Genomic DNA, 21,479 nt, shown 5'->3' with positions numbered 1-21,479 from the left:
GTCACAAACCGGTGCTCCCCGGCCGAAATTGACCCACGGAAGAGTCAGGAGAGCCAGATCAATGACGCATTTACCAAGGAGTGACCATGAAAATCGCCCTGGATCCCACCCCGTTCCACCACAGCCACAGCCTGCTGGAATTTCCGCGCGTGGCCGCCGATCTCGGTTACAACTACCTGCAGCTGACCCCGCACGCGGACATGATCCCGTTCCATAACCACCCCAAAGCCGACGACGAGCTGGTGGCCCGGATGAACAAGGCGTGCAAGGACGCCGGCGTCGAAATCGCGTCCGTCCTGCCGGTTCTGCGCTGGTCCGGCCCGGACGAGGATGCCCGCGAGGCGGCGGTCCGCTACTGGAAGCGCGCCATCCAAATTGCCGTGGATCTGGGCGTCAGCACCATGAACACCGAATTCAGCGGCCGCCCCGAAAAGGCCGAAGAGTCCGAGCGCGCCTTCTACCGCTCCATGGAAGAGCTGCTGCCGATCATCGAGCGTGAAGGCCTGGACGTCCTGATCGACCCGCACCCGGACGACTTCGTCGAAGACGGCCTGGCCGCCATCCGCGTCATCCGCGGCATCAACTCGCCCAACATCGGCATGGTCTACGTGGCCTCTCACTCGTTCCACATGGGCAACAGGCCCCTGGAAATCATGCGGGCCGCCGGGGACAGGCTGCGCCTGGTCCACGTCTCGGACACGATGGACCACCACGCCTCCCACGGCCTGCGCTACATCACCAACCCGCCCGGGAACGCCGTGCGGGTGCACCAGCACCTGAAAATCGGCGACGGCGACGTCAACTGGGACGAGTTCTTCGGCGGTCTCAAGGAAATCGGCTTCCTGGAGAAGGACAACACCGTGATGGTGTCCAGCGTCTTCGCCGAAGACGATAACGCCGAGGACGTGTCCCGCTACCAGCTGGAGACGATGAAGGAGCATATCCAGAAGGCGAGCGTATGACGGCGCCGGGTGCTTCCCGGACCTCGCCCGGAAACCGCCTGTCAACCACAAACGCGCCCTGCGGACTGTCACCAGCATTTCGACATTCGGGGGCCTGCTGTTCGGCTAGGATGCCGGTGTCATCAACGGAGCGCTGCCTTACATGTAGGAAGATCCGGGGCTGACGCCGCTGACCGAAGCTCTGGTCACGTCCTCGCGCCAAGCAGCACCGGGTGATTGCCGCACGCTTTCGTGTTGGGTCTGGCCGTGGGTGGTGCGTCCGTGACCGTCCTTGTGTACCTGGCTGAAGTTTCACCCAGCGCACGGCGCGGGCGCATCGTTACGCAGACCGAGTTGATGATCGTCACCGGGCAGTTGCTGGCCTTCATCTTCAACGCGTATCTCGGCAACACTTTTGGTGAGAGGCTTTGACCGTCACCTTCCTGGCCTTCCAGCAGGGTGCCATTTCGCCGGTCAGCTGGCTCGTGTTGTCCGAAATTAGACCGCTGAAGATCCGCGGTCTTGGGATGGGAGCGTCGGCATTTATGGTGTGGACCGTAAACTTCATGGTTGGCTTCGGCTTCCCCCAGTTACTCGCCGCGATCGGACTCTCCAGCCCATTCTTCGTGTTCGCAGTGCTGGGCGTTGGCGCCATTGTGTTGCTGCCACGTACGTTCCGGAAACAAAGGATAAGAGATTGGAAGACGTGCAGCACTACTTCAAGAATGTTGCCGGCACCAAAGCCATGGCTGGCGGCCCAGCCCCCCGACCTGTCCTGCCGACGCAGTCCGGACACCGGCATCCCTGACCTTATTACGTCAAAACATCCTAATGTCAGGACAAACTATTGACTTATGTGAATTGAGTCACCATGATCGTTGTAGAAGGCCGACTGACTGGCGCAGCGAAGCGTCCCCAGGGGCCCGGATCAAAGGAGATAACTCGTGACGAAGTTTTCGTGGCGTAAGGCGGCCCTCGTGGCCTCTGTGGTGCCCATGCTGGCCCTGAGTGCATGTTCCAGCACTGGCGGTAAGGCCCCGGACGCGGCCGGCGGTGCAGCCGGAGGGCAGGTCGTCAGCACGCCGAAGCTGAAGATCGCATTGATCACGCACGCGGCCCCGGGAGATACCTTCTGGGACATCGTGCGCAAGGGAGCCGAGGAGGCCTCGGCGAAGGATAACGTGGAGTTGCTTTACACGTCCGATCCTGAGGGTGGCCGGCAGGCCCAGCTGATCGAGCAGGCCATCGATCAGAAGGTGGACGGCATCGCCGTGACCCTGGCGAAGCCGGATGCTCTTAAGGACGCGTTGAAGAAGGCCACCGACGCCGGAATCCCGGTGGTGAGCCTGAATGCCGGCGAATCAGTCTCCGCCCAGCTCGGTGCCTTCACGCACTTCGGCTCGAATGAAAAGCTGGCCGGTACAGCTGTTGGCGACAAGCTCCGGAGCGAGGGTTTGTCCCACCCCATCTGCGTCATTCAGGAACAGGGCCACGTTGGCCTTGAAGCCCGGTGCGCCGGCGTTAAGGAAAAGCTGCCCGCAACGGAAATCCTCTATGTCGCCGGCACCGACATGACCCAGGTGTCCTCCACCGTGACCGCCAAGCTGCAGGCCACCGCGGACGCTGACTCGATCGTCGGCCTGGGCGCCCCCTTCACACTCACCATCCTGAAGGCCGTCAACGCGGCCGGCAGTAAGGCCAAGGTGGCCTCCTTCGACATGAACGCCGAGCTTGCCCAGAAGATCGCCGACGGCGAGATCCTCTTTACCGTGGATCAGCAGCCGTGGCTGCAGGGTTACGGGGCGATCGATGCGATCTGGCAGAACAAGCGTGGCGGGTTCGAGATCGGCGGCGGCCAGCCGGTACTGACCGGCCCGTCCATCGTCGACAAGGCCGCAGCGGCTGACGCACTCAAATTCGCCAAAGAAGGCATCCGCTAAGGATCCTTTGAGCCGGGTTCCGGGCCCTTGCGGGGCCCGGAACCCGGCCCGGAGTAGGAGAAGCACCATGACCCAGACCATTTCCAAGACACCGCCATCGAAGACACCGGCACCGGTCACTGATGAGCGCGTCGCCAAGCGCAATCCGCTACAGAAGCTCCTGGGCCGCCCGGAAGTCGGCGCCCTGGTCGGGGCGATCGTGCTGTTCGTGTTTTTCGCCTCGGTCTCCCAGACTTTCATTCAGCCCAACGCGTTCGCGACCGTGCTCTACGGCAGTTCCACGATCGGGATCATGGCCGTGGGGGTGTCGCTGTTGATGATCGGCGGGGAATTCGATCTCTCCACCGGTGTGGCCGTGATCTCCTCGGCGCTGACGGCATCGATGTTCAGCTGGTACTTCGCCACGAATGTCTGGATCGGCGTCATTCTGGCGTTGATGGTGTCTTTGGCGATCGGCTTCATCAACGGCTGGATCCTGATGAAGACCAAGCTGCCCAGCTTTATCGTGACCCTGGCTTCGTTCCTGATGCTGACCGGCCTGAACCTGGGCCTGACCCGGCTGATCGGCGGCTCCGTGTCATCGCCGTCGATCTCTGCCATGGACGGCTTCGGCTCCGCCCGCGCCGTGTTCGCGTCTTCGGTGACCATCGGCGGCGTCGACGTGAAAATCACGGTGTTCATCTGGTTTGCGCTCGTGGCAGTGGCTTCCTGGGTGCTGCTGCGGACCAAGGTAGGGAACTGGATCTTCGCCGTCGGCGGGGACGCGAACGCGGCCCGCGCCGTCGGCGTGCCGGTGAAGGCGACCAAGATCGGCCTGTTCATGGCTGTGGGTTTCTGCGGCTGGATCCTGGGCATGCATAACCTCTTCGCGTTCGACACGGTCCAGTCAGGGGAAGGCATCGGCAACGAGTTCCTCTACATTATCGCCGCGGTCATCGGTGGCTGTCTCCTGACCGGCGGCTACGGCTCCGCGGTGGGCGGCGCGATCGGGGCGTTCATCTTCGGCATGGCCAATAAGGGCATCGTTTACGCGCAGTGGAATCCGGACTGGTTCAAGTTCTTCCTGGGCCTGATGCTGCTGCTGGCCACCATCGTCAACCTCATCGTCAAACGCCGCGCGGAACTCAAGTAAAGGGGCCCGGGAACATGAATGCCAAGGAAATCGATCAGCAAACGCTGCTCCAGAACGAAAAAGATCCCCTGACCCACACGCCCGTGCACCTGCTCTCCCTCGAGGGAGTAGGCAAGCACTACGGCAACATCATCGCCCTGAGCGATGTCACCATGGCCGTGGACAACGGCCGCGTCACCTGCGTGCTGGGCGACAACGGCGCGGGTAAGTCCACGCTGATCAAGATCATCGCCGGCCTGCACCAGCACGACGCCGGGGTCCTGAACATCATGGGCGAGGAACGGAAATTCACGTCCCCTCGTGACGCCCTCGACGCCGGCATCGCCACGGTCTACCAGGACCTTGCCGTTGTCCCGCTGATGCCTATTTGGCGGAACTTCTTCCTCGGCTCGGAACTGACGTCCGGCTTTGGCCCGTTCAAGAGCCTGGACGTGGAGAAGATGAAAGCCATCACGCTCAAGGAACTCGCGGAGATGGGCATCGACCTGCGCGATGTGGAGCAGCCCATCGGCCAGCTCTCCGGCGGTGAACGCCAATGCGTCGCGATCGCCCGCGCCGTGTACTTCGGTGCCAAGGTCCTGATTCTGGATGAGCCGACAGCAGCCCTGGGCGTGAAGCAATCCGGCGTGGTCCTGCGCTACATCCTTCAAGCCCGCGACCGCGGCCTCGGCGTCATCTTCATCACCCACAACCCGCACCACGCCTTCCCCGTCGGGGACCGGTTCCTGCTGCTCAAACGCGGCAAATCGATCGGCTACTACGACAAAAAGGACATCACCCTCGACGAACTCACCGCCCAGATGGCCGGCGGCGCCGAACTCGCCGAACTCGCCCACGAACTCGAACAACTCGGCGGCCACAGCGACGTGGTCAAAGAAGTCCAGGCGGAGGTGGCGGGGGTGGCCGACGTCGCGGATGCCGTCCAGGCAGGCGCCCCAAGACACGCCTAACAGCGCCGGCCCGAAGGGGCCCTCCGGCGGACTGCCGGCGGGCCCCTGCCTTGCCACGGGCAGCTACTAATCGACGTGCAGAACCACGATGGACAGGACAGGACCAACATGCCGATCCGGGTAGGCGTCATCGGCGCCGGAATCATGGGCGCCGACCACATCAGGAATCACGCCACCACTATCGGCGGCGCCGAAGTCACCTATGTGGCTGATATCGACGCCGGCCGTGCCGTGGCCGCTGCGCCACCGGCCGCCCGCATCACTACCGATCCCTCCGAGCTGATCAATTCAAGCGAGGTGGACGCCGTCGTGGTTGCCTCGCACGACTCCACGCACGCCGGGCTGGTGCTGGAATGCTTCGAGGCGATGACCCCGGTGTTGTGCGAAAAGCCAATGGCACCCACACTCCTTGAAACCCTTGAGGTGGTAGCGGCGGACGCAAATATTGTGGCAGCCACCGGCGCATCCTTGCTCTCACTGGGCTTTATGCGGCGCTTCGACCCCGGCTACGTGGCCCTGCGCCAGTCCGTGCAGGACCGGATCCAAGGTGAGCCTCTGATGGTTCACTGCACCAGCCGCAATGCCGTTGCGGGCCCCGGCACCACCTCGGAATCGGCCATCACCAATTCGGCCATCCATGAGCTGGACATCATTCCTTGGTTGCTGGACTCTCCCATCACTGAAGTGTCATGGCAGGCCGGGCGGAGCTCACGCCATGCCGACGGCGGGCTGCAGGACCCAGGCAGACGGCGATACCTGCGGACTGGCGCCCGCGCTTTGCCGACGCATACCGCCTGCAGCTGCAGGCCTGGATATCAGCCTTGGCCAAGGGAGAACAGCCGCCCCTGGCCGGCGCGCAGGACGGCCTCAATGCCTCGCTCGTGGCCCAGGCCATGATCCAGTCCCTGCACGTCGACGGCGCCTACACGAAAGTGAGCTACTCGTGAGCAACTGCGCCCTGCCGGTCTCCCGCGTGCCCGGTTCGCGGGATGCCCCCGTGCTGCGCTGGGGGATCATGGGACCGGGCTGGATCGCCGAACGCTTCACCGAATCCGTCCAGGCACACAACTTCCACCACCAGGCCGCGGTGCTCGCCCTCGACGCCGGTACCCTGGTCACCGAGGTCCTGGGCCTGCCGGAACAGCTGCGTGCCATGGGCCAGCCGCACGAATCGGGGGTCAACGCCCAGCTTTCCGCCACCATGCAGTTCGCCGGCGGCGCGCAGGCCGTGGTGAACACGCACGTGCACAACTTCACGCCGACGTCCGCCACGATTGTCGGTTCCGAAGCCACGCTGACTATCGACGGTCCCTTCAACATGCCAGGCGGCTTCGAGGTCCGCTTCCCGGATGGGGCCAGGCTGCGCCATGAGGAACCGTCCGGCGGCCACTTCGAGGGACTGCACTACGAAGCGGCGGCCGTGGCCCGTGCCGTGGCCGCCGGGCAGACGCAGGCGTGCCAGCGGACTCTGCCAGCGTCCATCCGAACCTTGGACGTCGCTGACGAAATCCGCCGCCAGCGGGGAGTGGTGTTCCCGGGCGAAGAGACGTCGGCGGACGTGGACGCGGCGCGGCTCTGATCCATTTTTGTTCTGACCATCGAAAGGACGGGCCCATGGCCTACATCGAACAGCACTCCGACGGACTCCCCGTACCCGTAAAAGTCGGGCTCATCGGCTCCGGCTGGATGGGGGCGTTCCATGCCGAAAGCATCTCCCGCAGAGTCCCCGGCGCTATCCTGGCGGCCATCGCGGACCCCAATGTGGAGTCCGCGCAGGCCCTTGCCCAATCGTTGGGCACCGAAAAGGTCACAGCCGACGCCGCGGACATCCTGGCCGATCCGGAAATCGACGCCGTGGTCATCGCCAGCCCGGCCCGCTTCCACACCGCCCTGATCACCCAGGCTGCCGCCGCGGGGAAGCACGTCTTCTGCGAGAAGCCTGCGGGCCAGGGCCTGGACGAACTCGATGCCGCGCTTGCCGCCGTTGAAAAAGCCGGCGTGCACTTCCAAATCGGCTTCAACCGACGCTACGCGGATGACTTCCAGGCCGCCAAGAAAGACCTCGCGGCCGGCATCGCCGGGCAGCCGCAGCTCCTGCGCTCGCTGACCCGCGATCCGGGCAACGGCAGCATCCCGCACGCGGCCCGGGTCCCCGCATGGACGGTCTTCCTGGAGACCCTGATTCACGACTTCGACACCCTGAACTGGTTCAACGAAGGCGCCGAGCCGGTGGAGGTCTATGCCGTGGCCGACGCGCTCGTGGAACCGGAGCTGCGCGATCAGGGCTTCCTGGACACCGCGGTGGTGACCGTCCGCTATAGCAACGGCGCCATCGCCGTGGCGGAAGCAAACTTCAGTGCCCGCTATGGCTATGACATCCGCGGAGAGGTCTTCGGTTCCAAGGGCATGGTCCAGGCCGGCCGTGCCACCGAGACGGCGGCCCGGCGTTACACGGCGGAGGGACTGTCGGCGGACACCCCGCGCCTCAACGTGGAACTCTTCCGGCAGGCCTACACGGACGAACTCGCCGATTTCGCCGCCACGGTTCGGGCGCTGCGTGACGGCACACCGCGGCCGTCGGGCGCTTTCACCCTCAGTCCCGGGGCCGCGGACGCCCGCCGCGCGCTGGCCATGGCGTTGGCCTGCATCGAATCGGTCAAACAGGGCGGTCCGGTGGCCGTGGCTGCTGCCCCCTTGGCGAGGCGTGACGTCGCTGAGGCGGGCGTCTGATGCGGCTGGCCGTCTGCGCGGAAATGGTCTTCACGGACCTTCCGTTCGTGGAACGGGTGCGCCGGATCCACGACGCCGGATTCGACGTCGAGATGTGGGACTCCAGGGGCAAGGACCTCGCCGCGCTCAAGGCCACCGACGCGGTGTTCTCCTCCATGACCGGGTACAGCTCCGGAAGCCTCGTGGACCCCGGCACGGCCGACGACGTGGTGCGGACCGCGGAATCGCTGATCCCCACCGCCCTGGAGCTCGGCGTCAGCCGCATGGTGGTGCACTCCGCGGAGCTCATCGATGGCCAGGCGGCCCGCCCCCTGTACCGTTCCACCGGCCCTATGTGGAGTACCGGCGCGCGGACGCTGGAACGCCTCGGCAAGCTGGGGGAGAAGTACGGTGTGACGTTCTGCCTGGAGAACCTCAACACCATCCTGGACCACCCAGGCATCCCGCTGGCCCGGGCCAAGGACACGCTGGCGCTCGTGGAAGCAGCCGGGCACCCCAACGTGAAGCTCATGCTGGACCTGTACCACGCACAACTGGGGGAGGGGAACCTCATCGAGCTCGTGCGGACCGCGCTGCCGCACCTCGGCGAAGTCCAGGTGGCGGACGTACCGGGCCGCTGCGAACCCGGCACCGGGGAAATCCACTACCCGGCCGTGGCCAGGGCGCTCGCGGACGCAGGCTATGAGGGAACCGTGGGCATGGAAGCCTGGGCCAGCGGCGATGACGAGGAAGCCCTTGCGGCCTTCCGGGCGGCGTTCACGGTGCCAGGCACTAAAACTTTTACAACGGAAGGAACACTATGAAGGACGTCATTCTCGGTCTGGTCGGAGTGGGGCGCATCGGCGTCATGCACGCCAAAAACATCGCCGCGCTCAACGGAGCTCTTAACCCGGAAGGCATCAACGTCAGCCTCCTGCTCACCGACGTTGCCGCGGACCACGCCAGGGGCATTGCGGCCGGCCTCGGTGCCGGCTTCCTGCCCTCCGTGGAGGAACTCATCGCCGCCGGCGTGGACGGGCTGGTCATCGCCACGGGAACCGGAACCCACCCGGAGCTGATCAAGGCGGGCGTGGACGCCGGGATCCCGGTCTTCTGCGAAAAGCCGGTGGCCATGAACGTGGCGGACGCCCTGCCGGTGCTGGACTACATCCGCGACAACAACGGCGTGGTGCAGATCGGCCACCAGCGCCGCTTCGACCACGGCTACCTTGAGGCCAAGCGGGCCTACCAGGCGGGCGAGCTGGGGTGGATCCATTCCCTGCGCGCCGTCACCTGCGACATGGCGCCGCCTCCCGTGGAGTTCCTCGCCAGCTCCGGCGGTCTGTTCCGCGACTGCTCCGTCCACGACTTCGACATCCTGCGCTGGCTGACCGGCCGCGAGATCGTGGAGGTCTATGCGAAGGGCTCCAACAACGGCGACCCGGCCATCGGCGCCGTGGGCGACGTGGACACGGCGCTGGCGCTGGTCACGTTCGACGACGGGACAGTCGGCACCGTCTCAGCCACCCGCTACAACGGCGCCGGCCACGACGTCCGCCTGGAAATCCAGGGCTCCAGCCGTTCGCTGATGGTTGGGCTCGATGAGCAAACGGCCATGGCGTCGGCCGAAGCCGGGATCGCGTTCCCCGCCGGGGAACCCCACCGGACCTTCGCCGAACGCTTCGATCAGGCGTACCGATCCGAGATGGCCGCGTTCGTCGAGCTGATCCTGGGCCGTCGCGGGAACCCCTGCACCCCGGAAGACGCTGTGGCCGCGTCCCGCGTGGCTGACGCCGCCCAGGAATCACTGGCTACCGGCGTCCCGGTCAAGGTGGTGCTGGCCGCGGCCAACGCTGGCTAAGCGAGCGTACGGCTCCCATGCAAAATGCCCTTCCGGAATCCGTTCCGGAGGGGCATTTTCCTTGATCTCTACGGATCTACACGGATCTCTACGCGCCGAACGGCAGCCGGGGATCGATGTCCTGGCCGTCCCAGCTTTGGCGGACCCAGCCGTGGTGGGGGTCGTCGCTGATAAGCCATTCACGGACCGGGCCGGGGCCGGCCATCACGTTCAGGTAATACAGGTCATAGCCCGGGGCCGCCATGGCCGGGCCATGCCAACCGTAGGGGACGAGCACAACGTCGCCCGTGCGGACCTCGGCCGCGACGTCGATGGGACGCTCATCCGAGGCGTACACGCGCTGATAGCCGATGGCATCGGCGTCGGCGGGTGCCCCGGAACCGGCAGCCACCTGCGTCTCGAAGTAGTAGATCTCCTCGAGATTCGTTTCGCCGTCCTTTTCCTCATCATGTTTGTGCGGAGGGTAGGAGGACCAGTTTCCGGCGGGGGTGAGGACTTCACACACGATGAAACGGTCAGCCTCGAGGACCGCAGGCGTGCCGAAGTTATGGACCTGGCGGGAGCAATTGCCGGCGCCGCGCAGTTCCACAGGCGTTTCCGCCGCCGTGACCAGCCGGGTCGGATAGGAGGCCTTTGCCGGTGCCGTGGCGACCGCCACCCGTCCGCCGTCGGACGAGCTGACGGTGACGGCACGGGCCGTGCCCGAATACAGCACGTCGCTGGGGCCGTGGAACACGGACGTCCGCCCCTTGAGGACATACTCGTCACCGTCCACGGAGACGGTGAAGGAGCCGTTGAGCGGAACCACTATGCGCTCCTCGTCCGCTGCCGGGAGAACGACGGCGGCACCTGCCGTTAAGGTGGCCACCTTCAGGCCCGTATGGGCCCAGCCGTCCACGGCCATGGTTGAATCGGAGGTTCCGAGCGAGATGTCCCAAGCGCCGTCGGCGGCGCTGCCCAAGGGGTAGACCCAGTTAGTCATTGATATTCCTTGCGCTATCGCTGTACGAGTGTCATTTCAAAGCTGTACGAATCCGCCCGGTACACGTGGTGTCCGGTTTCCACGCGGCGGCCGGCATCGTCCGTTGCGGTGCGCTCCATGGTGACCAGGGCGGAACTGACCTCGGCCCCCAGCAGTCGGGCCTGGTATTCGTTGGCGATCATGGCGCCGATTCGTTGCGAGGCCAGGCGGAAATTGACTCCGCCGCGGCGGAGAATGGCGTAGAGGCCCTCAGAGGCGAGCGTGGCTTCGTCCATGGTGACGATGTCGTCCCGGACCCAGTTCTCCATCAGGGCCAGGGGCTTGCCGCCCACTTTCCGCAGGCGGGTGAAGTGGTACACCTTCGAGCCTGCAGGAAGTTCGAGGGTGGCGAGCGTCGCCGCATCGGCCTCCAAGTGGGAGAAGGTCAGCACCTGCGTGGTGGGCTTCTTGCCGTTGTTGGTGAGATCATCAAACAGGCTGGAGAGCTCTAAGGGGCGGCGAACCTGGCTGGAGACCACCTGGGTGCCCACGCCACGCTTGCGGACCAGCAGCCCCGAGCGGACCAGTTCATCCATAGCTTTGCGCATAGTGGGCCGGGACAGGTTCAGCTGGGCAGCGAGATCGATTTCGTTCTCCAGCCGGCTGCCGGGTTCCAGGATTCCGCTATGGATAGCGTTCTCGATACCCTGGACCACCTGGTGGTACAGGGGCACGGGCGAGGAACGGTCGATGATGAGACCAAGTTGATTCGCCACTAAATACTCCTCGTTCCATGCCGGACGCTGGTGCCTGCCCGAGGTTCGGGCGGGCATCCATGTCCTAGTATGTTCGCTTGATAGGACATACTGCCTTAGTTGATAATATCAGCGGAATTTTGGCGGTCAAGGCTGCCACCGGCGGGCGTCCCACCATTCATGCCTGTGGTCTTAGGCTGGGGGGATGAATAACCGATACCTTGTCTCCCGCGAACGCTTCATCGCCGCTCCGCCCCGAGTGATCTTTGACGTCCTGGCCACACCGGCGCTGCACAGTGCGATTGACGGTTCCGGCACGGTGAAGGGCGCCCAGCCGCGCGGCCCGGAACGGCTGGGCCTCGGAGCCCGGTTCGGCATGGAAATGAACATGGCCGTGGACTACAAGATCCTGAACACGGTCTCCGAGTTCGAGGAGGGCCGGCGCATCGCCTGGCGCCATTTCTACGGCCATGTCTGGCGCTACATCCTCGAACCGGCCACCGGTGCCGATGGTGCTGCCGGCACGCGCGTCACCGAACAATGGGACGCCAGGGAGGTCCGCGGCAAGGTCTTCCTCCGGCTGGCAGGGTACCTGCGCCGCCACCCCGTCAGCATTGAAAAGACGTTGGCCCGGTTGGACGAGCACGTCACCGGCGCTGCCGGAGCGGCACGCTAGGTCCCCGGCGTGAACCCCTCCGGCGGCCTGGTTCCCAGCCCGCGGACCCTGGAGGTTGAGAGCCTGGAGGCCTTCGACCGGCTGGTCGCAGCCGGTGCGGTGGCCATGGGCGGCTGGCACGCCCAGTCCCTGGATCTGCGTGGCCGGAACGCTGCGCTGGAAACTCTGGACGTGGAAGGTGCCATTTTCCTGGGGTGTACCTTCGACCAGGGCATGGAAGAGGGGCTTCGCCGCCGCGGCGCACTGATCTTCCCCAGGCTGCAGGGTGTGCCGTTCGATCCCTACCGGGCCCGGCTCTACACGCCGCAGGAACTGTATGCCGGCCTGGAAACTTCACCCTACGAGGAGCTGCCTGATGCCCTGGTGTACCAGTGGAGCATCAGCCCGGGGCAGCGCAACCGGTTGGATGCCACCCTGGCCTCGGCGCTGCATGACCACGCCATCGGGGACGCCCTGGACGAGTTCACGCACTCGGACCTCCATGCGGGCCACTCCACTGTGGGCGTGATGGGCGGCCATGCCGCCCAGCGGGGCACCCCGGACTTCGCCCAGGCAGCCGAGCTGGGCAGGCTCCTGGCGCAGAGCGGGCGGCGGGTGGCAACCGGCGGCGGCCCCGGTGCCATGGAAGCGGCCAACCTCGGCGCCTATCTCAGCCACGTTCCGCATGCGGAATTCACGGCGGCACTGGCCGGGCTTGGATCCGTCCCCGGCTTCCGCCCCTCGGTGTCCGCGTGGGCACGCGAGGCGGCTGCCGTCGTCGAACGCTATCCGGGCGGAACACCATCGCTGGGAATCCCCACCTGGTTCTACGGGCATGAGCCGCCCAACTACTTTGCCACCCACATCGCCAAGTACTTCGCGAACGCCATCCGCGAGGCGATCTTGCTGGAACTCTGCGACGGTGGCATCATCTTCCTGCCGGGCGCGGCCGGGACCGTGCAGGAAATCTTCCAGGACGCCTGCGAGAACTTCTACAGCGCGCGCGAAGCTGTGACGCCGATGGTGCTGGTAGGGCGGCAGCACTGGAAGTACGAGTATCCCGCGTGGCCCATGCTCCAGCGGCTGGCAGCCGGACGTGCGATGGAGGACCGGATCTTCCTGGTGGACAGTGTGGAGGAGGCGCTCGCGGTGCTGGGCGCCCAGCCCATTTCCGGCAGCGGTCAGCCCACCGCGGTGCCGAAGGCCAGCCCCAGCACGTAGGTCACAGCGGCGGCGCCCAGGCCGATGCCCAACTGGCGCAGCCCGCGCGTCAGCGGCGACGTCCCGGACAGCAGGCCCACGATTCCGCCGGTGGCCAGCAGTGCCAGCCCCACCAGCACCGCGGCCACCGCCAGGGCGGCCACCCCGGTCAGGCCGAACAGGAACGGCAGGATGGGGACCACAGCGCCGGACGCGAAGAAGCAGAAGCTGGACATTGCCGCCCCCCACGCAGTGCCCACGGCCTCGTGCTGGTCCTCCAACTCCGGCAATTCGGGCTGCAGCGACAGGCTGGGATCGCAGTCGCAGCTCAGCAGGCCCATGCGTTCGGCCACGCGGTGTTCGGCCGCTTCGTGGGACATCCCGCGCGCCAGGTAGACGAGCATCAGTTCGTTGTGTTCGATGTCCAGTTTCGGGGCGGCGGCGAGGGTGATCTGGGTGGGACGGGTGGCGGCGAGGAGCTCGCGCTGGGACCGGACGGAGACAAACTCGCCCGCGGCCATGGACATGGCGCCGGCGAGGAGCCCGGCCACACCGCTGAGCAGCACCACACCGCTCGCCACTCCGGAGGCGGCCATGCCCACCACCAGTGAGAGGTTGCTGACCAGGCCGTCGTTGGCGCCAAAGACGGCGGCGCGGAAGGTCCCGGCGAGCCGGTTGCGGCCACGGGTTGCCAGGCCGCGGACCACTTCCTCATGGATCTGCTCATCCGCCGCCATGGCGTCCGTGGCGTTGGGATCCAGGGCATACGGGGAGCGGCCTTCAGCGCGCTGGGCGAGGGCCAGGACAAAAACGGAACCGAAGTGGCGGGCCAGGAATCCCAGGAACTGGCTGCGGAGCGATGCCGGCCGGGACTTTTGGGCGTGGTCGCCGAGGAGCCGCAGCCAGTGGGCCTCGTGCCGTCCTTCGGCTTCGGCGAGGGCCAGCAGGATGGCACGCTCTTCGCCGTCGCGGTTCTGGGCGAGGTCGCGGTAGACGGCGGCCTCTGCCCGTTCGTCTGCCAGGTATTGGCGCCACCGGCGGAGGTCCGCCGGTGTGGGCTGCGGCGGTGATGGATTGGATTCCGCGGGCGCGGCCTGGTGGGGATTATGGTGCTGAGACACGCAAGGCTCCTGTGCTGGATGGGGAAGGGTCGGCCCCATTGCACCGCCCAGCTTACCGCGGAATGACGCGGGATTTCGGCTGGCTGACCTCACTGCGGAGTTTAGGTTTCCCTCAATAAATGGCAGCCTGCCGGGTGTGCCCGGACGCGTTGCCGCGGGTCTTGACCGGGCCCACCGGCGGTGCTGTGATGAAGGAGTGGCGTCCGCCCGCGCCCACCCACAAAAGCACGTCAAGGCGAACAAACGGAGGTCGAATCATGAGCACCACCGGACAGCACCCGGACATGCCGCACCTGGATTCCGTTGAAGCGGATCCCGCCTATGACTACGCCGAGGACCTACCGGTCAGCGAGGAGGACTGGGACGCCGAGGATGAGTTCCTGGACGCCGAAGAAGTGGTGGTTCCTACGCCTCCGGTAGTAGTCGACGCCGAGGAGCGCCTGGTCCCACTCGATGAGGACGAGTTCCGCGGAACGGAATGAAACGAACGACGGCGGCACTCCGGTTCGCCGGGGAAGCGAAGGGGAGTGCCGCCGTCGTACTCTCTGGTGACCGAGCCTGTTATCTTCGGCGATCGAGCCTGTCGCTCCGGTGATCGAGCCTGTCGAGATCCCTTGTGGGTCCGGTGGCTGGCGACCGGTGAGCCTCCATGGGCAGTTCTTCGGTGACAGCTCCCGCGACCCACGATGCCGGAGGTCTGGGTGGCGCGTTTGGCCGTAGCGCAGGCAGAGCATCTGGGAGACCGTGTAGATCTTCAGCCGCTGGATGGTGCCTGCGAAGAGCAGGCTCAGGAGGAACGCACCCGAGCCGATGGGATGTTGACGAAGTTAGCGTCCATTTGGGGCTCCTTGGAGCTGATTTGCAGCTTGGCTGGTATCCCGACGGCGCTGCTGGGGACGCCGGTTTTCCGCTGCTCCTGTTGAGTGGGGAGGAAGAGTTCCTCAAATATTGCCTGAGAGATAACACTTGTTGCATGAAGACGTATGCTGTGACCGACGCAACAGTCAAGGTCGGCCGCACCATCTGCTGTTCCCCGCGGCGTCCGCCACGTCACGCGGGGTGGTTGGCCATTAGGATTGCTCCAGAGATGGGGCCGCACCGCCGGCCATGAAAGGTCCGCACATGAAGGCACTTCCAGTTGAGCCGAGCAACGTCCCCGTTGCCATCGGTTCCCGAATCCGTGCCGCCCGGCAGTCCCAGCGGCTGACCATCGAGCAGGTTGCCGACGCCACCGGCCTGACCAAGGGCTTCCTGAGCCGCGTGGAACGTGACCTCACGTCGCCGTCGGTCGCGTCTCTGGTGACCCTGTGCCAGGTCCTGTCCATCTCCATCGGCGATTTGTTTGTTGCCCCGGAAACACACCTGACCAAGCGGAACGACGGCCCCCGGATCTCCCTCGGCGGCGAAGGCATCGTGGAGCGGCTCCTGACGGCCCGTTCCGAACGGCGCATCCAGATGATCCAGGCCGTCATCGAGCCGCATGGCCGCGGGGAGACTGAGCTTTACGCCGTGGACTGCGACGTGGATGTGCTCCATGTGATCAAGGGGCGCATCCGGCTGATCCTGACCAACGAGGAATACGAGCTCAGCACCGGCGACACCGTGACATTCCCGGGCCGCGAACCGCATACCTGGATCAATCCCACCGACGAGGCCGTCGAAGTTCTCTGGGTCCTGGTCCCCGCCGCCAGCCGGTAGGTCTTCCTTCCACCGCTCTCTGCCGCGGGTGGTCCTGCCCTCCGCCGCGCGCTCCGTGCGTTCCTGCCCGGTGTGTGGCCCGTTTTCTTCGGGCTTCGCACCGGCAATCCCAGCGTGACCCCGGAAATCAGCGGCTCGTCCCAGTTGCTCGGTCCCCGGGCGGACTTCCTGCCACGGAGAGCCCCGTGATTCCGCGGCACGGCGGGCCAGATGGCGGACGGCGCATGGACAGCCCCGGAGGCAACTGGGCGGGAGCGATCAGCGAGAACCCGGCCAGGAGAGTTTTGTAAACAACTGATGCGCATTAGAAAACTTCAGGCTATGATGGCTGTCACCCACGCCGATCAATCCTCGAAGGAGAGGCTCATTTTGAAAGAGCTGCGCATCGAAGCCAACGGCAACCTTGGCCCCATCGATTCATCCCGTATCCCGCGTTATGCCGGCGCTGCAACGTACGCCCGCCTGCCGCGCCTGGACCAGGTGGCCAAGGCCGACGTGATGGTGGTGGGAGTGCCCTTCGACTCGGGTGTTTCGTACCGCCCGGGTGCCCGGTTTGGCTCCAATCACATCCGCGAGGCCAGCCGCTTGCTCCGCCCGTACAATCCCGCGTGGGACGTCAGCCCGTTCGAAAACATCCAGGTGGCCGATGCCGGCGATATGGCGGTCAACCCGTTCAACATCAACGATGCGATCGAAACCATCCAGCAGAACGCCCTGGACCTCACCGCGGCCGGCAGCAAGCTGGTGACGCTCGGCGGGGACCACACCATCGCCCTGCCGTTGCTTCGCGCGGCTGCCGAGCGGGCCGGCGCCCCCATCGCCATGCTGCACTTTGACGCCCACCTGGACACCTGGGACACCTATTTTGGCGCCGAATACACGCACGGCACCCCGTTCCGCCGGGCGGTTGAAGAAGGCATCCTGGATACGGAAGCCATCAGCCACATCGGCACCCGCGGCCCGCTCTACGGCAAAAAGGATCTCGACGACGACCACCGCTTCGGGTTCGGCATCGTCACCTCCGCTGACGTCTACTACCAGGGCGTCCTGGAGACCGTGGCCAAGGTCCGCGACCGGATTGGCAACCGCCCGCTCTACATTTCCGTGGACATCGACGTCTTGGACCCCGCGCATGCGCCCGGTACCGGAACCCCGGAGGCCGGCGGCATCACCAGCCGCGAACTCCTGGAGATCATCCGGGGCTTCCGCGGCCTGAACCTGGTGGGCGCCGACGTCGTCGAGGTTGCTCCCGCCTACGACCACGCCGAAATCACCGGCGTGGCAGCCAGCCATGTGGCCTATGAACTGATCACCCTGATGGCGGACAATGCTGTTGAAGGTGACCGGTTCGGGACCGCCAGCGGCTACGCCGCCCAGGCTCTCGGCCAAGAAGCCCGCCAACCTGCCGGTTTCGCCGCCGGAACCAAGGAGTAGCCACCATGATTGATTTCGATCCGGGCACGGCAGCTGCGCCCGCAGGGGAGAGCAAGGGGAGAAGTCAGCGCAATGGCGGGGACCTCGTCGTCGAAACCCTTGAAGCGCTCGGCGCCAAGACCGTCTTCGGCATCCCGGGCCAGCACGCGCTCGGCCTGTTTGACGCCATGGGCCGCGGCCACCTGCACTTTGTGTCCTCCCGCGTGGAGAACAACAGCGCCTTCGCCGCGGACGGATACTCCCGCGCCACCGGTGAAGTGGGTGTGCTGTTCCTGTCCACGGGGCCCGGCGCGCTGACGTCCCTGGCCGGCCTGCAGGAGGCCTATGCCACGGGTGTGCCCATGGTGGTGGTGGCCAGCCAGATCCCGCTCGACGGACTGGGCGCCCGCCGCAAGGGCATGCTGCACCAGCTCGATGACCAGAAGGCCTCGGCCGCGAACGTCACCAAGAGCCAGCGCCTGATCCAGCACGCGTCAGGCATTCCGTCGGCCATCCAGGATGCCTGGACTGAAGCCATCTCCTCGCCGCAGGGGCCGGTCTGGCTGGAAATCCCGCAGAACGTGCTGCTGGATCCCATCATGGTGCCACCGGTGGAGGACGCACTCGCCGAAGCAGCGGACAATCCGCCCCGCGTGGAGCTGGTCCGGGAAGCGGTGAAATGGCTGTCGATGGCGGAACGTCCCGCCATCATCGCCGGCGGCGGTACGCGGCGGGGCCGGGCCGAAAAATCGCTGCTCTCGATTGCCGAGAAGCTGCGGGCGCCGGTCATCTGCACCCCGGGCGGCAACGGCGCCTTCCCTTGGACCCATGAGCTTTCGCTGCAGTCCTGGATCGAGGACCGCCACATGACGGACCTCCTTGAGGATGCCGACGTCCTGATTGTCATCGGCTCGTCCCTCGGTGAAGTAACGTCCAACTACTTCACATTCACGCCCCGCGGCCGCATTATCCAGATCGACGCCGAACCACGGGTCCTCGAATCGAATAGCCCTGGCCTGGGCATCCGCGCCGACGCCGGCCAGGCGCTCGCCGCCCTCGACGAGGCCCTGGTCACGCCGGTGGACGCCGCCCGCAGCTGGCACGGGACCTCCCCCGAGGACCTGGTGAAGGACTCCCTAGCCAAGGTCAAGGCAAGGCTCGAATCACAGGACCTGGGCAAAGAGCTGACGTTCATGTCGGACATCCGCGATGCCGTCCCCGCGGACATGCAGACGTTCTGGGACATGACCATCTCCGCGTACTGGGGCTGGAGCTGCTGGGATGCACGGCAGGGCCAGTTCCACTCCGCCCAGGGCGCAGGCGGCCTGGGCTACGGCTTCCCGGCAGCCATCGGCGGCGCCGTCGGGCTGGAAACACTGGGCAATCCTGGCCGGGTGCTTGCCGTTTCGGGTGACGGTTCCGCCATGTACTCCATTTCCGAACTCGCCACGGCCAAGCAGCACGACATCCCGGTCACCTGGCTGATCGTGGACGACGGCGGCTACGGCATCCTGCGCGAATACATGGTGGGCGCGTTCGGCAAGGCCACGGCCACCGAGCTTGCGCGTCCCGATTTCGTCAAGCTCGCCGAAGCATTCGGTGTGCCGGCCACGCGAGTGGCCCCCGAGGACGTCGGGGACGCGCTCAAGGCAGGCTTCGCGGCGGACGGACCCAACGTCGTCGTCGTCGAAACCCTGCTCAAGATGTTCTCCCCCACCCACCTGGACGACTGAACACCAAGCACCAACGCCCCCGCTTCATCACAGCGCGAAAAGACACTTGAGGCCCATTCCAAAGGGCTTCAAGTGTCCTTTCGCGCTTTTGTTGTAGGTGTGTGTGCCGCCTCGCCCAGCTTCCTTAGTTTACCAAAGCAACCATTTGGGGATATAGTTGCCTTAGGCAAACAAAAGAGGAGAGCTCAACCATGGCAGTCGCCCCGGACACCGCAGCGGACCTTGTCTACCGCATTTTCGACCTCCAAAGGGTGGTCCGATGCGTCGCCGCGGCGAGCTTCCGAGGACAGGACACCGGGGTTGCGCTGCAAGGCGTGCTCAGGTTCGTGGGGGAGGGGGAATCCCGCGCCACCCAGCTGGCGGAGCGCCTCGGCGTCAGCGCCCCCGTCCTCAGCCGCCACATCGCGGACCTGGAAGAGCAGGGTTACGTCAGCCGGCGGCAGGATCCCGACGACGGCCGCGCCCAGTTGGTTGCCCTGTCGCCGGCCGGCGCTGACAAGCTCCGGAAGATCGAAGAGCACCGCACGGCCACGCTGCAGGAGTACCTCAGTGATTGGAGCCAAGAAGATGCCGAAGATACGGCACGGATCCTGACGAAACTTTCGGAGTCCCTCAAGCATTCAGCCCGGGCACATGCAGTCCCGGCACTTCCAACCGCGGCACCCTTCGCCGCAACCCAGACCCTCCAGGAGCACTGATTATGTCGAGCCAACCGGCCGCACCACCCTTGGCGATGACCCACCGCCAGATCATGGAAGCCCTGACCGGGCTCCTCGCGGCGTTCTTCACCGCCATCCTTAGCAGCACCATCGTGGCCAACGCGTTGCCCACCATCATGTCCGATCTGCACGGCACCCAAACCGACTTCGCCTGGGTGATCACCGCCGCCCTGCTGGCCAACGCCGTCACCACCCCCATCTGGGGCAAGCTGTCGGACCTCTTCAACAAGAAGATCCTGGTCCAGCTGAGCATCGTCATCTTTGTGGCCGGCTCGGTTATGGCCGGACTTTCCGAGACCATCCCGCTGCTGCTCACCGCACGCGTCATCCAGGGTGTGGCCATGGGCGGGCTCACCGCGCTGGCGCAGGCCATTATCGGCACCATGATCCCGCCGCGGGACCGCGGCAAATACTCCGGCTACATGGGGGCCGTGATGGCGGTAGGCACTGCCGGTGGCCCGCTGCTGGGCGGCTTCATCGTGGACAGCCCGCTGGGCTGGCGCTGGACCTTCTTCGTCTGCGTGCCGCTCGCCGTCGTCGCCCTTATCCTGCTCCAGATCACCCTGAAAATCGAGCACATCAAACGCCACGTTAAGATCGACTGGCTTGGCTCCATCCTGCTGACCTCCGGTGTCAGCCTGCTCTTGATCTGGGTGTCCTTCGCAGGCAACCCCGCCTACTACGATTGGGTTTCCTGGCAGTCGGCCGCCATGGTGGGCGGCGGCGTGGTGCTACTGTCCTTGCTGGTGCTGGTGGAGTCCAAGGTGGAGCAGCCCATCATCCCGCTGAAGATCATCTCCGAGCGCACCACCGCTTTGGCCATCATCGCTTCAGTGGCCGTGGGTATCGCGATGTTCGGTTCAACAACCTTCCTGGGCCAGTACTTCCAGGTGGCCCGCGGCGCCACGCCTACCGAAGCCGGGCTTCTGACGCTTCCGATGATCGCCGGCAACCTGACCGGTTCCGTTGTTTCCGGTCTGCTCATCAGCCGCACCGGAAAATGGAAGGGCTACCTGATCGGCGGGTCCATCCTGCTGATCGGCGGCCTCGGCCTGGCCGGCACCATGGACCACACCACCGAACTGTGGCAGGCCGGGATCTTCACGGCAATCCTGGGCCTGGGCCTCGGCATGCTGATGCAGAACCTGGTCCTGGCGGTGCAGAACACGGTCCGGTCGTCAGATATCGGCTCGGCCAGCGCGTCTGTTGCCTTCTTCCGGTCGGTGGGCGGCGCGATCGGTGTGTCCGTGCTCGGCGCCGTCCTCAGCAGCCGGGTCAGCGAACTCGCCACGCAGGGCCTGGCAGGGGCCGGTATCCCGGTTGCGGGCGGGTCGGCCGGAGCCAGCATGGACCTCGTTGACATGCCCGCACCGGTCCGCGAGATCATGCGCGCTGCTTACGGCGACGCCACGGCCGAGGTCTTCCTGATCTCCGCCGGCGTTGCGGTGATAGCCCTGATCTCGGTCCTGTTCATCAAGGAGCGCCCGCTGCGGCGCACCGTTGACATCCAGCCGGCTGCGCAGCCAGGAGTGGGCGCAGCGGCAGAGGCCGGTGCCGCGGAAAGCGCCAGCGCAGAGGAAAACGCCAACGCTGAAAGCACGACGCCGGAACTCGCCTCCGCGAACCGCTGACCTGAGCGCGAACGGCTGACCGCCTCCGCGAACGGCTGACCGCCGCGCGAACGGACACTT

General features: G+C 65.7%; 21 protein-coding genes and 2 pseudogenes. 19 read left to right on the top strand and 4 right to left on the bottom strand.

The window, feature by feature from the left end:
- Positions 1–86 precede the first annotated feature (86 nt).
- The 11 genes and pseudogenes from QK290_RS12435 (at position 87) to QK290_RS12390 (ending at position 9,533) form a co-directional block, all read left to right on the top strand.
- Positions 87–962 (top strand): sugar phosphate isomerase/epimerase, encoded by an 876-nt coding sequence (locus QK290_RS12435; protein WP_282330942.1) that lies wholly within the window; start codon positions 87–89, stop codon positions 960–962.
- 261 nt (positions 963–1,223) lie between these two features.
- Complete coding sequence (locus QK290_RS18665; RefSeq protein WP_348994466.1) at positions 1,224–1,373, top strand: MFS transporter; 150 nt, start codon at positions 1,224–1,226, stop codon at positions 1,371–1,373.
- Complete coding sequence (locus QK290_RS18660) at positions 1,370–1,792, top strand: MFS transporter (protein ID WP_348994465.1); 423 nt, start codon at positions 1,370–1,372, stop codon at positions 1,790–1,792. The genes QK290_RS18665 and QK290_RS18660 overlap by 4 nt, the downstream gene beginning before the upstream one ends.
- A gap of 93 nt (positions 1,793–1,885) precedes the next feature.
- Positions 1,886–2,881 (top strand): substrate-binding domain-containing protein, encoded by a 996-nt coding sequence (locus QK290_RS12425; RefSeq protein ID WP_282330941.1) that lies wholly within the window; start codon positions 1,886–1,888, stop codon positions 2,879–2,881.
- Positions 2,882–2,948: 67 nt separating this feature from the next.
- On the top strand, positions 2,949–4,013 hold the full coding sequence (locus QK290_RS12420) for an ABC transporter permease (protein WP_282330940.1): 1,065 nt from the start codon (positions 2,949–2,951) through the stop codon (positions 4,011–4,013).
- 14 nt (positions 4,014–4,027) lie between these two features.
- Positions 4,028–4,963, top strand: a complete 936-nt coding sequence (locus QK290_RS12415; RefSeq protein WP_282330939.1) for an ATP-binding cassette domain-containing protein — start codon at positions 4,028–4,030, stop codon at positions 4,961–4,963.
- 108 nt (positions 4,964–5,071) lie between these two features.
- Positions 5,072–5,910 (top strand): annotated as a pseudogene (locus QK290_RS12410) (Gfo/Idh/MocA family oxidoreductase).
- Positions 5,907–6,542 carry a hypothetical protein gene (locus QK290_RS12405; protein WP_282330938.1) on the top strand — a complete coding sequence of 212 codons (636 nt, stop codon included), beginning with the start codon at positions 5,907–5,909 and terminating at the stop codon, positions 6,540–6,542. Before QK290_RS12410 ends, QK290_RS12405 begins: the two are co-directional and overlap by 4 nt.
- Positions 6,543–6,577: 35 nt before the next feature.
- Positions 6,578–7,693 (top strand): Gfo/Idh/MocA family oxidoreductase, encoded by a 1,116-nt coding sequence (locus QK290_RS12400; protein WP_282330937.1) that lies wholly within the window; start codon positions 6,578–6,580, stop codon positions 7,691–7,693.
- On the top strand, positions 7,693–8,496 hold the full coding sequence (locus tag QK290_RS12395; RefSeq protein ID WP_282330936.1) for a TIM barrel protein: 804 nt from the start codon (positions 7,693–7,695) through the stop codon (positions 8,494–8,496). The genes QK290_RS12400 and QK290_RS12395 overlap by 1 nt, the downstream gene beginning before the upstream one ends.
- Entirely contained in the window at positions 8,493–9,533 is a 1,041-nt protein-coding gene (locus tag QK290_RS12390; protein ID WP_282330935.1) for a Gfo/Idh/MocA family oxidoreductase, read from the top strand. Before QK290_RS12395 ends, QK290_RS12390 begins: the two co-directional genes overlap by 4 nt.
- Positions 9,534–9,621: 88 nt before the next feature.
- Here the strand turns inward: QK290_RS12390 and iolB are convergent, their stop codons facing one another.
- Together iolB and QK290_RS12380 are read right to left on the bottom strand one after the other, a co-directional pair.
- On the bottom strand, positions 9,622–10,515 hold the full coding sequence (gene iolB / locus QK290_RS12385; RefSeq protein ID WP_282330934.1) for a 5-deoxy-glucuronate isomerase: 894 nt from the start codon (positions 10,513–10,515) through the stop codon (positions 9,622–9,624).
- Positions 10,516–10,529: 14 nt separating this feature from the next.
- Positions 10,530–11,270 (bottom strand): GntR family transcriptional regulator, encoded by a 741-nt coding sequence (locus QK290_RS12380; protein WP_282330933.1) that lies wholly within the window; start codon positions 11,268–11,270, stop codon positions 10,530–10,532.
- A gap of 184 nt (positions 11,271–11,454) precedes the next feature.
- Between QK290_RS12380 and QK290_RS12375 the strand changes: the two genes are divergently transcribed.
- Together QK290_RS12375 and QK290_RS12370 are read left to right on the top strand one after the other, a co-directional pair.
- Positions 11,455–11,925, top strand: a complete 471-nt coding sequence (locus QK290_RS12375) for an SRPBCC family protein (protein WP_282330932.1) — start codon at positions 11,455–11,457, stop codon at positions 11,923–11,925.
- Positions 11,926–11,934: 9 nt separating this feature from the next.
- Positions 11,935–13,125, top strand: coding sequence for an LOG family protein (locus QK290_RS12370; protein ID WP_282330931.1), 1,191 nt, complete (start codon positions 11,935–11,937; stop codon positions 13,123–13,125).
- On the opposite strand, the gene QK290_RS12365 is transcribed toward QK290_RS12370, so the two are convergent.
- Entirely contained in the window at positions 13,086–14,225 is a 1,140-nt protein-coding gene (locus QK290_RS12365) for a VIT1/CCC1 family protein (RefSeq protein WP_282330930.1), read from the bottom strand. The genes QK290_RS12370 and QK290_RS12365 overlap by 40 nt on opposite strands.
- Before the next feature lie 257 nt (positions 14,226–14,482).
- Between QK290_RS12365 and QK290_RS12360 the strand changes: the two genes are divergently transcribed.
- Positions 14,483–14,707 carry a hypothetical protein gene (locus QK290_RS12360; RefSeq protein ID WP_282330929.1) on the top strand — a complete coding sequence of 75 codons (225 nt, stop codon included), beginning with the start codon at positions 14,483–14,485 and terminating at the stop codon, positions 14,705–14,707.
- A gap of 200 nt (positions 14,708–14,907) precedes the next feature.
- On the opposite strand, the pseudogene QK290_RS12355 reads toward QK290_RS12360, so the two are convergent.
- Positions 14,908–15,037, bottom strand: a pseudogene (locus QK290_RS12355) (Na+:solute symporter); the annotation flags it as partial.
- A 310-nt stretch (positions 15,038–15,347) separates the two neighbouring features.
- Between QK290_RS12355 and QK290_RS12350 the strand changes: the two are divergent.
- The 5 genes from QK290_RS12350 to QK290_RS12330 all read left to right on the top strand — a co-directional run bounded on the left by QK290_RS12350 (position 15,348) and on the right by QK290_RS12330 (position 21,419).
- Entirely contained in the window at positions 15,348–15,923 is a 576-nt protein-coding gene (locus tag QK290_RS12350; protein ID WP_282330928.1) for a cupin domain-containing protein, read from the top strand.
- Between the two features lie 369 nt (positions 15,924–16,292).
- On the top strand, positions 16,293–17,357 hold the full coding sequence (speB, locus tag QK290_RS12345) for an agmatinase (RefSeq protein ID WP_282330927.1): 1,065 nt from the start codon (positions 16,293–16,295) through the stop codon (positions 17,355–17,357).
- Positions 17,358–17,362: 5 nt separating this feature from the next.
- Positions 17,363–19,069 (top strand): thiamine pyrophosphate-binding protein, encoded by a 1,707-nt coding sequence (locus QK290_RS12340; protein WP_282330926.1) that lies wholly within the window; start codon positions 17,363–17,365, stop codon positions 19,067–19,069.
- A gap of 191 nt (positions 19,070–19,260) precedes the next feature.
- Complete coding sequence (locus QK290_RS12335) at positions 19,261–19,767, top strand: MarR family transcriptional regulator (RefSeq protein ID WP_282330925.1); 507 nt, start codon at positions 19,261–19,263, stop codon at positions 19,765–19,767.
- 2 nt (positions 19,768–19,769) lie between these two features.
- Complete coding sequence (locus QK290_RS12330; protein ID WP_348994464.1) at positions 19,770–21,419, top strand: MFS transporter; 1,650 nt, start codon at positions 19,770–19,772, stop codon at positions 21,417–21,419.
- Positions 21,420–21,479 lie beyond the last annotated feature (60 nt).

Source organism: Pseudarthrobacter sp. AL07, from assembly GCF_029960665.1.
Classification (GTDB): domain Bacteria; phylum Actinomycetota; class Actinomycetes; order Actinomycetales; family Micrococcaceae; genus Arthrobacter.
The sequence above is the reverse complement of the archived record's forward strand: the minus strand, read 5'-3'. Positions and strand labels throughout refer to the sequence as shown.

Bases quoted from the DNA above. Each gene is read 5' to 3' on its own strand.
- QK290_RS12435 (WP_282330942.1), top strand. From the start codon at position 87: ATGAAAATCGCCCTGGATCCCACCCCGTTCCACCACAGCCACAGCCTG.
- QK290_RS12420 (WP_282330940.1), top strand. From the start codon at position 2,949: ATGACCCAGACCATTTCCAAGACACCGCCATCGAAGACACCGGCACCG.
- QK290_RS12415 (WP_282330939.1), top strand. From the start codon at position 4,028: ATGAATGCCAAGGAAATCGATCAGCAAACGCTGCTCCAGAACGAAAAA.
- QK290_RS12400 (WP_282330937.1), top strand. From the start codon at position 6,578: ATGGCCTACATCGAACAGCACTCCGACGGACTCCCCGTACCCGTAAAA.
- QK290_RS12395 (WP_282330936.1), top strand. From the start codon at position 7,693: ATGCGGCTGGCCGTCTGCGCGGAAATGGTCTTCACGGACCTTCCGTTC.
- QK290_RS12390 (WP_282330935.1), top strand. From the start codon at position 8,493: ATGAAGGACGTCATTCTCGGTCTGGTCGGAGTGGGGCGCATCGGCGTC.
- iolB (WP_282330934.1), bottom strand. From the start codon at position 10,515: ATGACTAACTGGGTCTACCCCTTGGGCAGCGCCGCCGACGGCGCTTGG.
- QK290_RS12375 (WP_282330932.1), top strand. From the start codon at position 11,455: ATGAATAACCGATACCTTGTCTCCCGCGAACGCTTCATCGCCGCTCCG.
- QK290_RS12360 (WP_282330929.1), top strand. From the start codon at position 14,483: ATGAGCACCACCGGACAGCACCCGGACATGCCGCACCTGGATTCCGTT.
- QK290_RS12350 (WP_282330928.1), top strand. From the start codon at position 15,348: ATGAAGGCACTTCCAGTTGAGCCGAGCAACGTCCCCGTTGCCATCGGT.
- QK290_RS12340 (WP_282330926.1), top strand. From the start codon at position 17,363: ATGATTGATTTCGATCCGGGCACGGCAGCTGCGCCCGCAGGGGAGAGC.
- QK290_RS12335 (WP_282330925.1), top strand. From the start codon at position 19,261: ATGGCAGTCGCCCCGGACACCGCAGCGGACCTTGTCTACCGCATTTTC.
- QK290_RS12330 (WP_348994464.1), top strand. From the start codon at position 19,770: ATGTCGAGCCAACCGGCCGCACCACCCTTGGCGATGACCCACCGCCAG.